General features: G+C 69.0%; 11 protein-coding genes. 4 read left to right on the top strand and 7 right to left on the bottom strand.

Annotated features, from left to right (window positions below; genetic code table 11):
* The first annotated feature begins 16 nt into the window (after positions 1–16).
* Positions 17–1,210: a kynureninase gene (gene kynU / locus LOKHON_RS14230; protein WP_017927351.1), complete on the top strand. Its 1,194-nt coding sequence runs from the start codon at positions 17–19 to the stop codon at positions 1,208–1,210.
* A 19-nt stretch (positions 1,211–1,229) separates the two neighbouring features.
* On the opposite strand, the gene LOKHON_RS14225 is transcribed toward kynU, so the two are convergent.
* The 5 genes from LOKHON_RS14225 to LOKHON_RS14205 form a co-directional block, all read right to left on the bottom strand.
* Positions 1,230–2,555: a cytochrome-c peroxidase gene (locus LOKHON_RS14225; RefSeq protein WP_017927350.1), complete on the bottom strand. Its 1,326-nt coding sequence runs from the start codon at positions 2,553–2,555 to the stop codon at positions 1,230–1,232.
* 93 nt (positions 2,556–2,648) lie between these two features.
* Complete coding sequence (locus LOKHON_RS14220; RefSeq protein WP_017927349.1) at positions 2,649–3,431, bottom strand: gamma-glutamyl-gamma-aminobutyrate hydrolase family protein; 783 nt, start codon at positions 3,429–3,431, stop codon at positions 2,649–2,651.
* A 150-nt stretch (positions 3,432–3,581) separates the two neighbouring features.
* Positions 3,582–4,013: a GlcG/HbpS family heme-binding protein gene (locus LOKHON_RS14215; RefSeq protein ID WP_017927348.1), complete on the bottom strand. Its 432-nt coding sequence runs from the start codon at positions 4,011–4,013 to the stop codon at positions 3,582–3,584.
* The gene (locus LOKHON_RS14210) at positions 4,010–6,178 is read right to left on the bottom strand and encodes a malate synthase G (RefSeq protein WP_017927347.1); all 2,169 of its coding nucleotides are present in this window, start codon (positions 6,176–6,178) and stop codon (positions 4,010–4,012) included. Before LOKHON_RS14210 ends, LOKHON_RS14215 begins: the two co-directional genes overlap by 4 nt.
* 136 nt (positions 6,179–6,314) lie before the next feature.
* Positions 6,315–6,575 carry an OadG family protein gene (locus LOKHON_RS14205; RefSeq protein ID WP_017927346.1) on the bottom strand — a complete coding sequence of 87 codons (261 nt, stop codon included), beginning with the start codon at positions 6,573–6,575 and terminating at the stop codon, positions 6,315–6,317.
* Between the two features lie 125 nt (positions 6,576–6,700).
* On the opposite strand from LOKHON_RS14205, the gene pepN reads away from it, so the two are divergent.
* The 3 genes from pepN (at position 6,701) to LOKHON_RS14190 (ending at position 10,920) form a co-directional block, all read left to right on the top strand.
* Complete coding sequence (pepN, locus tag LOKHON_RS14200; RefSeq protein WP_017927345.1) at positions 6,701–9,253, top strand: aminopeptidase N; 2,553 nt, start codon at positions 6,701–6,703, stop codon at positions 9,251–9,253.
* An 84-nt stretch (positions 9,254–9,337) separates the two neighbouring features.
* Positions 9,338–9,898: a type 1 glutamine amidotransferase domain-containing protein gene (locus tag LOKHON_RS14195; RefSeq protein ID WP_017927344.1), complete on the top strand. Its 561-nt coding sequence runs from the start codon at positions 9,338–9,340 to the stop codon at positions 9,896–9,898.
* Between the two features lie 158 nt (positions 9,899–10,056).
* Positions 10,057–10,920, top strand: coding sequence for a lysophospholipid acyltransferase family protein (locus LOKHON_RS14190; RefSeq protein ID WP_017927343.1), 864 nt, complete (start codon positions 10,057–10,059; stop codon positions 10,918–10,920).
* 4 nt (positions 10,921–10,924) lie between these two features.
* On the opposite strand, the gene LOKHON_RS14185 is transcribed toward LOKHON_RS14190, so the two are convergent.
* Together LOKHON_RS14185 and LOKHON_RS14180 are read right to left on the bottom strand one after the other, a co-directional pair.
* Entirely contained in the window at positions 10,925–11,740 is an 816-nt protein-coding gene (locus tag LOKHON_RS14185; RefSeq protein ID WP_245631468.1) for a transglycosylase SLT domain-containing protein, read from the bottom strand.
* Positions 11,741–11,895: 155 nt separating this feature from the next.
* The gene (locus LOKHON_RS14180) at positions 11,896–12,552 is read right to left on the bottom strand and encodes a lytic transglycosylase domain-containing protein (RefSeq protein ID WP_017927341.1); all 657 of its coding nucleotides are present in this window, start codon (positions 12,550–12,552) and stop codon (positions 11,896–11,898) included.
* Positions 12,553–12,615 lie beyond the last annotated feature (63 nt).

Genomic DNA, 12,615 nt, shown 5'->3' with positions numbered 1-12,615 from the left:
GAGGAGGAGCGCCGAGATGACCGATTTCCAAGCCACGAGGGCGATGTTCGACCTGCCCGACGGCGTCACCTATCTCGACGGCAACTCGCTCGGCCCCCTGCCCGCCGCCGCCCCCGAACGCATGGCGCGCGCGATGCGCGGCGAATGGGGCGAGATGCTGATCACCGGTTGGAACAAGGCCGGCTGGATGGATCAGCCCGCGCGGCTCGGCGACCGGATCGGCAGGCTGATCGGCGCGCCGGAGGGCACCACCGTGCTCGGCGACACGCTGTCGATCAAGGTGCACCAGGCGCTCGCCGCGGCACTGGCGCTGCGCCCCGAGCGCCGGGTGATCCTCAGCGACAGCGGCAATTTCCCTTCGGATCTCTACATGGCGCAGGGGCTGGTCGAGCAGCTCGGGCGCGGCCATGAGCTGCGCGTCGTGGCGCCAGAGGAGGTCGAGGCGGCGATCGACGAAGACGTCGCCGTGACGATGATCACCGAGGTCGATTACCGCACCGGTCGGCGCCACGACATGCCCGCGCTGATCGCAAAGGCCCATGCGGCGGGCGCGCTCGCGATCTGGGATCTCGCGCATTCTGCGGGAGCGGTGGATGTCGACGTGGCCGCCGCCGACACCGATTTCGCGGTGGGCTGCACCTACAAGTTTCTCAATGGCGGCCCCGGCGCGCCCGCCTTCATCCATGTCGCGCCGCGGCTGATCGACGAGGTGCAGCCCGCGCTGTCGGGCTGGCTCGGCCATGCCGATCCCTTCGCCTTCGAGCCGGGCTACCGCCCCGGCCCCGCCATCGCGCGGATGCGGGTCGGCACGCCGCCCGTTCTGGCGATGGCGGCGCTGGAGACGGCGCTCGACATCTGGGACGGCGTCGACATGACCGACCTGCGCGCCGCGTCATTGGCGCTGGGCGACCGGTTCATCGCGGGCGTCGAGGCCGCCTGCCCCGAGCTGGAGCTGGCCACGCCGCGTGAACACGCGCAGCGCGGCAGCCAGGTCTCGTTCCGCCATCCGCAGGGCTATGCCGTGATGCAGGCGCTGATCGCGCAGGGCGTCATCGGCGATTTCCGCGCGCCCGACATCCTGCGCTTCGGCATCACGCCGCTCTATCTCTCCGAAGGCGACATCGACCGCGCGGTCGACGTCCTCGCCGCGATCCTGCGCGACAAAAGCTGGGACCGTCCCGAATTCCACGCCCGCGCCGCCGTGACCTGAACGGCGAGCCATGGGCGGCTCAGGGCTGCGGCACCGGCAGCCCGCTGGGCACCGTGTCCGGCACCCCGAGCCGCCCGTCGCGCGCCACCGGGTCGGTCAGCGCGGCAAGAAACGCCACCAGCGCGTCGATCTCCTCGGGGAAAAGCGCCACAGACGGCCGCGTCACCGCCGCCGCGATGGCGGCGCTCTGGGCCGGGTCGTCGAGGATGCGCCAGTCCGCCACCGGCATCTCGGGCAGCACCGCCTGCGTCCGGTCATAGCTTTGCCAGCCCGCCGCCGGGTCGAGGTGGTCGGCCACGAAGCCGCGCAGCGTCGCATGGCTGCCGGCATGGCCATATGGCGCGGTCAGCGCCACGTTGCGCAAGGACGGCGTGCGAAAGGCGTGAAGATCCTCGGCCCGCCCGGTGACGCGAAACCGTCCCTCGTCGCGGGCGTGGCTTTCGAACCGCGCCGCCTTGCCGGGGCCGATCTGCGGCACCCCCATGGCATGGAATCCGTGATCGGTCTGGAACGGCCCGGAATGGCAGTCCGAACAGCCCGCCGCGCCGTAAAACAGCGCCAGCCCGGCCTCGGCCTCGGGGGAGAGGAGCGTGCCCTGCCGCAACCGCGCATCGAACGGGCTGGTGTCGGAGCGAAACTCGAAGGTCATGAAGGCGGCGATGGCGTCGGAGATGTCGGTAAAGCCGATCTCGCCGGGCGCAAGCCCGCGCACCGCCTCGAAGCGCGCGGCATAGGCCGGGACCTGCGCCACGCGCCGCGCGATCAGATCCCACGCGCCGCCCGGCCCGGTCAGCCGCCCCTGCCGCACCGCCTGCGCCACCTCGTTCTCGCTGTAATGGCCCGCCATCTCGTCGGGGCTGAGCACCGGGAACATGGTCTGCGCCGACAGCATGGAGGCAAACCCCGCGACCATGTCGGCATCGAGCGGCGTGCGCATGCCGCCCGGGGCGGAGGCGTCCAGCTCGATCCGGCCGTCATGGAACATCGAGACATATTCGACCGCGCCGACATTCCACAGCGCCGGGCTGTTGCGCGGGACGCGCTGTTCGGGCGGATTGCCGGGGTCGACCCTGCGCGCGGGCCCGAGCCCATGGCCGCCATCCCCAAGCGACAGCGACAGCCCGTCGGAGGTGCCGAAGGCCGGGTGATGGCAGGTCGCGCAGGCGACCTCGCGGTTGCCCGACAGGATCGGGTCGTAGAACAGCAATTGCCCCAGCGCCGCCTCGGCGGGATCGACCGGCGGCCATGCCGCATCATCCAGCGGCGCGGGCAGGTTTTGCGCCGGGCTGATGCCCGGCCAGCAGATGACGGCCATCGCGGCAAGGCGGATCACGATCTGTCGCATGGCGCTCCCTCTGCTTTCGGCCGCAAAGGTGCCGCAGCGCCGCGCGCAGTGCAACTTTCATCCCGCCGCGCGGGCAGGACGGGCGGCAGGGGGTCAGGCGCTGCGGCGCGCCTGCGCGAGCGGCTGCGACTTGGCGGCCCATGTCCGGGCGGCCTCGCCAAAGGCCTCGAACAGCGGTCGCGACACCGGGTCGGCGCCCGCGTTCCATTCGGGATGCCACTGCACCGACAGGGTGAAGCCCGGCGCGTCCTTGACATAGAGCGCCTCGGGCGTGCCGTCGGGAGCGTGGCCATCGATCACGATGCGGCGGCCCGGCGTCTTGACCCCCTGCCCGTGCAGCGTGTTGGTCATCACCTCGCGCGCGCCGAACAGCCGGTGGAACGGGCCATCCTCGGAGAGCGTCACGACATGGCGCAGCGCGAACTTCTCCTCGAGCGTGCCATCGGGCGGCATCCGGTGGTTGGTCCGCCCCGGCAGGTCACGGATCTCCGGGTGGAGCGTGCCGCCCATCGCCACGTTCACCTCCTGAAAGCCGCGGCAGATGCCCATGAAGGGCTGGCCGCGCTCGACGCAGGCACGCACCAGCGGCAGGGTGATCGCATCGCGCGACCGGTCGAACGCCCCATGCGCCGGGGTCTCGGCTTCGCCGTATTCGTCGGGATGGACATTCGGGCGCCCCCCGGTGAGCAGGAAGCCGTCGCAGGCCTCCAGAAGCTCCTCGACCGAGACGAGTTTGGGGTCGGCGGGAATCACCAGCGGCAGGCCGCCCGAGACCTGCGACACCGCCGAGGAGTTCATCGCGCCGCCTCCATGGGTGACGTAATGGCCGTCGATGACGTGGTTGTTGCCGATGATGCCGATGACGGGACGGGTCATGATCGCTCCGGTTGCTGCTCTCTACAGATATAGGGCCGGCAGCCTCCTGAAAAGCGCCGCGCGGCCCGGAAGCTCCGGGCCGCGCGCACATGTACCCCTCGATGGGGGCACATCGGGGGCGCCCGTGACGGATGCCCCCGGTTATCGGGGTCAGGCGTCGCCCTTGAGCCCCGCCGCCGCGATCCCCGCCAGCGCCGCCTCGGCGTCGTTGTCGGAGGTGTCGCCGGTGACGCCGACGCCGCCGAGGATCTCGCCATCATCGCCGCGCAGGATCACGCCGCCCGGCACCGGCACGACCTTGCCGCCGAAGGCGCCGTTGGCCGCCGTCATGAAGTAATGCTGCGCCTCGGCGCGGGCCATTTGCGCCGAGCCGGGCATGCCCAGCATCACGGCGCCGTAGGCCTTGCCCTCGGCGATGGCGTAGCGGCCCGGGGCCGCGCCGTCCTCGCGCTCGAAGGCGAGCGGGTGGCCGCCCGCGTCGAGCACGATCACCGACATCGGCTTGAGCCCCATGTCATGCGCCTTGGCGAGCGTTTCGCGGATGATGGTGCGGGCGGCATCGATGGTAAGCTTGGACATCATGCGGTCTCCATGTTCTTCAGTTCGAGGCGGCGCCGGTGCAGCACCGGTTCGGTGTAGCCCGAGGGCTGCTGGCGGCCCTCGAAGACGAGATCGCAGGCCGCCTTGAAGGCGAGCCCGTCGAAATTCGGCGCCATCGGCGTGTAGGTGGCATCACCGTCGTTCTGGCGATCCACCACTTCGGCCATCTTCTTCATCGCCGCCATGACCTGATCGCGGGACACGACGCCATGATGCAGCCAGTTGGCCAGCGCCTGCGAGCTGATCCGGCAGGTCGCGCGATCCTCCATCAGGCCGACATCGTTGATGTCGGGCACCTTGGAACAGCCGACGCCCTGATCGATCCAGCGCACGACATAGCCGAGGATGCCCTGCGCGTTGTTCTCGATTTCGCGCGTGACCTCGGCCGCGTCGAAATTGCGGCCCGTCGCCAGCGGGATCGTCAGCAGATCCTCGAGCGTGCCGCGCGCCCCGCCCTTGGCGATCTCCTCCTGCCGCGCCATCACGTCGACCTGGTGGTAATGCGTCGCGTGCAGCGTCGCGGCGGTCGGCGACGGCACCCAGGCGCAGGTGGCGCCAGATTTCGGGTGGCCGATCTTGGCCTCCAGCATGTCGGCCATCCGGTCGGGCATGGCCCACATCCCCTTGCCGATCTGGGCCTTGCCCTTGAGACCGCAGGCAAGCCCGATATCGACGTTGCGATCCTCGTAGGACTGGATCCAGGCCGAGGATTTCATCTCGCCCTTGGGGATCATCGGGCCGGCTTCCATCGAGGTGTGGATCTCGTCGCCGGTGCGGTCGAGGAAGCCGGTGTTGATGAAGGCGACCCGGTTCTTCGCGGCGCGGATGCACTCCTTGAGGTTGGCGGAGGTGCGGCGCTCCTCGTCCATGATGCCGAGCTTGACGGTGTATTGCGGCAGGCCGAGCATCTCTTCGACCGCCGAGAACATCTCGTCGGAGAGCTTCACCTCGTCGGGGCCGTGCATCTTGGGCTTCACCACGTAGACCGAGCCATGCACCGAGTTGCGCGGCCCTTTGGTCTTCTTCAGGTCGTGCATCGCGATCAGCACGGTGATCGCCGCGTCCATCAGCCCTTCGGAGATCTCGTGATCGTCCGCCTTTCCGATGATCGCGGGGTTGGTCATCAGGTGGCCGACATTGCGCACCAGCATGAGCGAGCGGCCCTTGACGGTCCTGGTGGACCCGTCGGGCGCGGTAAAGGCGCGGTCGCCCTCCATGCGGCGGGTCATCTCCTCGCCACCCTTGCGGAAGGTGGCCGAAAGCGACCCCTGCATCAGGCCAAGCCAGTTGCGATAGGCGAGCACCTTGTCCTCGGCATCCACCGCGGCGACGGAATCCTCGCAATCCATGATGGTCGAGACGGCGCTTTCGAGACGGATGTCGGAGATGCCGGCGCGGTCGGTGCCGCCGATCCGGCTCGACGGGTCGACCACGATCTCGATCAGCAGGCCGTTCTTTTCCAAAAGCACCTGCAGGTCGGCATCGCCGGCGGTGGTGGAGCCCGCGAACTGCTCGGGCTCGCGCAGGCCATGCTCGGCATCGGCCTTGCACGCGACGAGCGTGCCGCCCTTGATCTCGATCCGGTCGATCTCGGCCCAGGAGGCGCCGTCGAGCGGCGCGACCGCGTCGAGATGCGCGCGGCCCCGCGCGATCACCTGCGCGCCGCGCGCCTCGTCATAGCCCTTGCCTTGCGGCAGGCTGCCCAGCGCGTCGGTGCCGTAAAGCGCGTCATAAAGGCTGCCCCAGCGCGCGTTCGCGGCGTTGAGCGCGAAGCGCGCATTGGTGATCGGCACGACGAGCTGCGGGCCCGGCGTGGTCGCGATCTCGGGGTCGGTGTTCTCGGTGCCGATCTCGAAGTCATCGCCTTCGGCCACGAGGTAGCCGATCTCCGTGAGCATCTCGCGATAGGCGGCGGCGTCGATCTGCTGGCCCTTGCGCTCCACATGCCAGGCGTCGATCTGCTCTTGCATGGATGCGCGCTGCGCCAGCGCATCGCGGATGCGCGGTCCGAACTCGGCCTCCAGCCCCGCGAAGCCTTTCCAGAAGGCGGCGGCGTCGATCCCCGTCCCCGGAAGCGCCTCGTTCTCGATGAAGCCTGCCAGCTCGGGCGCCACCAGCAGCCCATGCTTGTCGATCCTGTCGGCCATCCGTCTTCTCCTCCTCGAATTCCGTTGGCAAATGGCTAATCCATCCCGGCAGGGGCGGCAACTCGATCCGGGCGGATTGCACGAGGGGCGCGGATCCCGCGATCCGCGCCCCTCTCCGCCACCACCGGTGGCGGTGTCACTGCTGCACGACGGCGCCGGCCTCGTCGTTGATCTGCTCGGGCGCCGCGACGATCCCGGCATCGTCGGTCGTCTCGGCCTCGTCGCTGCCGACGGCCTCGACGGTGCTTTCGGCTTCGGGCTCGTTGCCCTGGCCAAAGCCGATGAACACGAGAAACAGGATCAGCAGCACGCCGAACCCGGCCACGACGGCCATCCCGGTCAGCGGACCCTTGTGGCGTTTTTCCTGTTTCTCGACGTCTGTTTGTGGGGCGGACATGTCACTTCTCCTCGCGAGGTTGCCGCGCCGGAACTGGCGGTCGCGGTCGGGGGCGCGCTTGAAGGCCCCCTCTTGCGGCCCTAACGTTCGGCGCGCCCCGAAGGTTCAGCGAAAGGTCCACGGACATGACACAGCACGACCCCCGCACCGTCTATCTGAAGGACTACACGCCGCCCGCCTATCTCGTCGACGAGGTGCGCCTGACCTTCCGCCTCGCCCCCGAGGCCACGCGGGTGCTCTCCGAGATCCGGTTCCGCCCCAACCCCGACGCCGCGAGCCGCGACTTCTTCTTGCATGGCGAACAGCTGAAGCTGATCTCCGCGCATGTCGACGGCAAGGCCGTGCAGCCCGTGCTGGTCGAGGGCGGGCTCAGGCTCGAGGCGCCCGACGCGCCCTTCACCTTCGAAGCCGAGGTCGAGATCGACCCCGAGCACAACACCGCGCTCGAGGGGCTCTACCGTTCGGGCGGCATGTATTGCACGCAATGCGAGGCCGAGGGCTTTCGCAAGATCACCTTCTATCCCGACCGGCCCGATGTCATGGCGCCGTTCCACGTGCGCATCGAAAGCGACGAGCCGGTGCTGTTGTCGAACGGCAACCCCGGCGCCTCGGGGCCGGGCTTTGCCGAATGGAACGACCCCTGGCCCAAGCCGGCCTATCTTTTCGCGCTCGTCGCGGGCGATCTGGTCGCGCATTCCGACAGCTTCACCACCATGTCGGGCCGCGAGGTCGCGCTGAACCTGTGGGTGCGCGAGGCCGATATCGACAAATGCGCCTTCGGGATGGAGGCGCTGAAGAAGTCGATGACCTGGGACGAACGGACCTATGGGCGCGAATACGACCTCGACGTGTTCAACATCGTCGCGGTCGATGATTTCAACATGGGCGCGATGGAGAACAAGGGGCTGAACATCTTCAACTCCTCCGCCGTGCTGGCCTCCCCCGCCACCGCGACCGACGCCGATTTCGAGCGGATCGAGGCGATCATCGCGCATGAATACTTCCACAACTGGACCGGCAACCGCGTCACCTGCCGCGACTGGTTCCAGCTGTGCCTCAAGGAGGGCCTCACGGTGTTCCGCGACCAGCAGTTTACCGGCGACATGCGGTCCCACGCGGTCAAGCGGATCGACGACGCGATGCTGTTGCGCGCGGCGCAGTTCCGCGAGGACAACGGCCCGCTCGCGCACCCCGTGCGGCCCGAAAGCTTCGTCGAGATCAACAATTTCTACACCGTCACCGTCTATGAGAAGGGCGCCGAGATCGTCGGCATGCTGAAGCGGCTTGTCGGCGACAAAGGCTACCGCAAGGCGCTCGACCTCTATTTCGAACGCCATGACGGGCAGGCCGTGACGATCGAGGACTGGCTGAAGGTGTTCGAGGAGGCGACGGGCCGCGATCTGGGTCAGTTCGCCCGTTGGTATCATCAGGCCGGAACCCCGCGCGTCCATGTCGCCGAGGACTGGACCGACGGGCGCTATACCCTGACGCTCCGGCAGGAAACGCCCGCCACGCCCGGCCAGAGCGACAAGCAGCCGGTGGTGATCCCCGTCGCCGTGGGTCTTCTGAACCCCAATGGCGACGAGGTGCTGCCGACGAAGGTGCTTGAGCTGACAGAGACCGAGCAGAGCTTTGCCTTCGACGGGCTGTCGGCCAGGCCGGTGCCCTCGATCCTTCGCGGTTTCTCGGCACCGGTGATCCTCAAGCAGGAGCAGACCGACGAGACCCGCGCCTTCCTGCTCGCCCATGACACCGATCCGTTCAACAAATGGGAAGCCGGACGCGACCTCGCCCGGACCGGACTTCTGGCGATGATCCAGAGCGGCGACGGCCCGCATGCGGGCTACATCGACGCGCTGGGCCGCGGCATCGCGGATGAGAGCCTCGACCCGGCTTTCCGGGCGCAGCTTCTGGCACTGCCCGGCGAGGACGAGCTGGCGCAGGCGATCTTCGAGACCGGCCAGGCCCCCGACCCCTCGGCGATCCACGAGGCCCGCGAGGGGCTGCGCCACGCCATCGCGGACCGGTTGGGCGACCTGCTGTCGCGCCTTTACGACACGCATCAGGTCACCGGCGCCTACAGCCCGAAGGCCGGGGATGCGGGCCGCCGGTCGCTCACCAATGCCGCGCTGTCGCTGCTGTCGCTGACCGAGGGCGGCAACCGGGCCCGCAACCAGTTCCGCGCCGCCGACAACATGACCCAGCAGATCGCGGCGCTGGGCGCGCTTTTGAAGATCGGCGAAGGCGCGGCCGAGCTGAAAGCCTTCGAGGATCAGTGGAGCCACGAGCGGCTGGTGATGAACAAGTGGTTCGGACTGCAGGTCGGCGCGGCCCAGCCCGACGACGCCGCCGAGACCGCCGAGAGGCTGACCCGGCATCCCGCCTTCGACTGGAAGAACCCCAACCGCTTCCGGGCCGTCTTCGGCGCGCTTTCGGGCAACGCGGCGGGCTTTCATCACCCCTCCGGCGCGGGCTACCGGCTGCTCGCCGACTGGCTTTTGAAGCTCGATCCGCTGAACCCGCAGACCACGGCGCGGATGACGCAGGCCTTCTCGACCTGGAAGCGCTATGACGAAGACCGTCGCGGGCTGATCCGGGCGGAGCTGGAGCGGATCGCGGGCACCGACGGGTTGAGCCGCGACACCTCCGAGATGGTCGGGCGGATGCTGGCCGACTGACCTGCCCCGCGACACCGCGTCGCGGAACACCTCCCCCCTCCTTGCGGTTTGGGCATCGAACACCCGAACCGCAAGGAGACGGACATGACCGACATCACCGACGCGAAGATCCTGATCATTTCCACCGACGGCTTCGAAAGGGTCGAGCTGGAGGTGCCGCGCGACAAGCTGCGCGAGGCCGGCGCCACCGTGCATGTGGCAAGCCCCGACGGCGAACCCATCAAAAGCTGGGACGAAACCGACTGGGGCCCCAAGGCCGATGTCGATCTGAAGATCTCGGAGGCACGGGTCGAGGATTACCACGCGATCGTTCTGCCGGGTGGCCAGATCAACCCCGACATCCTGCGCACCAAGCCCGAGGCGGTGCAGCTGGTGAAGGACTTCACCGCCGCGGGCAAGATCGTCGCCGCGATCTGCCACGGGCCATGGATGCTGATCGAGGCCGATGTCGTGCGCGATCGCGAGATGACCTCCTATCCCTCGATCCGTACGGACCTGAAGAACGCAGGCGCCCGCGTGGTCGACCGCGAGGTCGCGACCGATCAAGGCATCATCACCAGCCGCAATCCCGACGATCTCGATGCCTTCGTGGCCAAGATCATCGAAGAGGTGCGCGAAGGAAAACACCCGCGCAAGGCGGCCTGAGCGACACCCCGAGGGTGCGGCGGCTCTCCGCCGCGCCCATTCAGGGTTGCAGCGCCCCGCCGCTGCACGGCCCCTCGGGTGGGTGCAACCATTGCCAAATGCCCGCCGATCCCGCAAATGTCACGGAACTGTCTCGTGGCAATGGTTATTGAAGCTTCATGAAAGACCGCATTGACCCGCTGATTGCCGAACGTGCGCCCTGGATGTTCCGGCAATCGCCTCTCGTGAGGCCGTTGCGCGGTCTTTTGCACCTTGCCCTGTCCTATGACCGCACCGTCGCCATCGGCACCGAGCTGCGCGACGAGCCGACCGCGCGGATCATGGGCGACATGGGCGACATGCTGGCCAAGCATCTCACGGTGACCGGTCTCGACAACGTGCCGCGCCACGGCCCGGCGCTCATCGTCGCCAATCACCCCACCGGCATCGCCGACGGGATCATGCTCTACCACGCGCTCAAGACGATCCGGCCCGACCTCTTCATCTATGCCAATGGCGACATCCTGCGGGTGCTGCCGCAGATGGAGGACCTGATCCTGCCGGTGGAATGGCGCAAGGAAAAGCGCAGCCACGCCAAGACCAAGGTGACGATGGACCTGACCCGGCAGGCGGTGAAGGACGGGCGGCTCGGCGTCATCTTCCCCTCGGGCCGGCTTGCCAAGCGGCGCGGCCTGCAGCTGCATGAACGCCCTTGGATGCCCTCGGCGGCGATGCTAGCGCGCAAGTTCGACCTGCCGGTGATCCCGGTGAACATCCGTGCCCGCAACTCGGCGCTGTTCTACCTGTTCGACCTGATCCATCCGACGCTGCGCGACATCACCCTGTTCCACGAGATGCTGAACAAGGATCGCCAGCCTTATGTGGTGACCGTGGGCGAGGAGATCTCGCCCGCCTCGCTGCCCACGAGTTCCGAGGGCGGGATCGAGATGCTGCGCCGCGCCACGCTGGCGCTGGGCGGCCGCGACGCGCCGACGGTCAGCCTCGTGCGCTCCACACGGTCGCCGCTGCGCCCCAAGGTCTGACGTCTCAGCCCGCGGCGGGTCGGGCCTTGGGGCGCGGCACCGACAGCTGCGCCGTGGGGCGGCAATAGCTCTGCTCGCGGGTCCAGGCCGCCATCTCGGCGCGCATCGCGGGCTTGGTCATCGGGCCCCAATCGGCGGCGATCCCGGCCCGCCGACCATCTTTCAGCGCGACGGCGCGATCGCGCTTGACCGTGCGCGCCATGATCCGCGCGGCACAGCTCAGGTTGCGGACCGGATCGCGCAGCATCGTCCCGTTCCGCGCCACGCAGCCATAGCCGCGCGCCGTGCCGGGCAGGATCTGCAACAGCCCGTGATAGAGACCGCCGCCGCCCACCGCGTCCGCCCGGTGACGGCTCTCAAGACGCGACAGCGCCGACATCACCCCGACCCAGAAGGCGCGGCGCAGCTCGGGCGGGTTCTGCGCATAGGCCGGGCACCATGTCGCGATGTCGCCGGGCACGACCCCGGCCAGATCCGAGGCCGGGCCGCGCAGCGCCGCCATCAGCCCGCGGGTCCAGATCCCGGTGCCGGGCTTGCCGTCCCAGCGGGCGGAGGGAAGGAAAGGATCGCGCGCGGCCGGGCGCAGGCCGGATCGCGGCGAAACCGGCGCCGCCGCCAGTGTCGCGGGGCGCGGCATGGGACGCAATCCGGCGACGGGGCGCGGGTCGATCTGAAGCTTCGGCGCGGGCGATGGCGGCACCACGATCCGAGGCGCGCTTGGCCCCATGAAGGGCGGCGTGGGCGTGGATGGGGCCGTGTCGGTCGAGACGGAAAATTCGGCCGGGTCCGACGGCTCGGCGTGGACCATCGAACCCGGCATCACGGCCATCGATCCCCCCAGGAACGTCAAAGCCACGAGCATAGGGGGATAACTGCACCGTCGCAAAGACACGATGCAACGCGAAAATGGCGTATCGCCGCGCGCTTGGCCGTCGTGACCCCGCCCCTGTGTCGCGGCGGCGACAGGCATCGGGATCAACCCGCCGATCTGGCCGGGTCGTCCGACGCGGCCTGGCGCGGCTGGCAATAGCTCTGGCTGCGGGTCCAGTTCACCATCTCGGACCGCTTGCGGGCGCTGTGGAACGGGCCCCAATCCGCCGCGAGGCCCCGCATGCCCGCCGAGACGACACCGTCGCGGCGCACCGTGCGCGCGGCGATCCGCACCGCGCAGGACAGGTTGGCCACCCCGTCCTTGAGCGCCGAGCCGCTGCCCGCGGCACAGCCATAGCCGCGCGCGGTGGCGGGCGCGATCTGCACGAGGCCGAACCATTTGCCGCCGCCGCCGACCGCCGCCGGGTTCCAGGTGCTTTCATGCTTGGCCAACGCCGACAGCATCCCCGCCCAGAAGGCGGCGCGCTCGTCCTCGCTGGCCTCGGCATAGCCGGGGCACCAGGTGTCGATGTCGCCGGGCACCTGGCTCAGCAGCGGCGCGCCATGTGATTTGAGCGCGGCGAGCGTCGCGTCGGTCCATTCGGCGCTTTCGGGGCGGTGGTCCCAGGCCATCACCGGCAGCGCGGCGGGCGTGGCGACACGGGCTTCGGGTTCGGGAACCTGCGCGCAGGCGGCGCCGAGGCTGAGCAGAGCGATCGGCAGGAGACGGCGCAGGCGCGCGGAAACGATTGTCGGGAACATGTCGGGTTTTGGTCCGTTGTGGCAGCAACTGCGCTTTGTCTGCCTTCGCGGGCGGCCTCGTGT

It is taken from the genome of Limimaricola hongkongensis DSM 17492 (genome assembly GCF_000600975.2).
Classification (GTDB): Bacteria; Pseudomonadota; Alphaproteobacteria; order Rhodobacterales; family Rhodobacteraceae; genus Limimaricola; species Limimaricola hongkongensis.
Note: the sequence above shows the minus strand (reverse complement) of the source record. Positions and strands in the feature narration are given on the sequence as shown.

Coding starts and splice junctions, on each gene's coding strand:
- LOKHON_RS14185 (WP_245631468.1), bottom strand. CDS start 11,740: ATGCCGGGTTCGATGGTCCACGCCGAGCCGTCGGACCCGGCCGAATTT.
- LOKHON_RS14205 (WP_017927346.1), bottom strand. CDS start 6,575: ATGTCCGCCCCACAAACAGACGTCGAGAAACAGGAAAAACGCCACAAG.
- LOKHON_RS14190 (WP_017927343.1), top strand. CDS start 10,057: ATGAAAGACCGCATTGACCCGCTGATTGCCGAACGTGCGCCCTGGATG.
- kynU (WP_017927351.1), top strand. CDS start 17: ATGACCGATTTCCAAGCCACGAGGGCGATGTTCGACCTGCCCGACGGC.
- LOKHON_RS14225 (WP_017927350.1), bottom strand. CDS start 2,555: ATGCGACAGATCGTGATCCGCCTTGCCGCGATGGCCGTCATCTGCTGG.
- LOKHON_RS14215 (WP_017927348.1), bottom strand. CDS start 4,013: ATGATGTCCAAGCTTACCATCGATGCCGCCCGCACCATCATCCGCGAA.
- LOKHON_RS14220 (WP_017927349.1), bottom strand. CDS start 3,431: ATGACCCGTCCCGTCATCGGCATCATCGGCAACAACCACGTCATCGAC.
- LOKHON_RS14180 (WP_017927341.1), bottom strand. CDS start 12,552: ATGTTCCCGACAATCGTTTCCGCGCGCCTGCGCCGTCTCCTGCCGATC.
- LOKHON_RS14195 (WP_017927344.1), top strand. CDS start 9,338: ATGACCGACATCACCGACGCGAAGATCCTGATCATTTCCACCGACGGC.
- LOKHON_RS14210 (WP_017927347.1), bottom strand. CDS start 6,178: ATGGCCGACAGGATCGACAAGCATGGGCTGCTGGTGGCGCCCGAGCTG.
- pepN (WP_017927345.1), top strand. CDS start 6,701: ATGACACAGCACGACCCCCGCACCGTCTATCTGAAGGACTACACGCCG.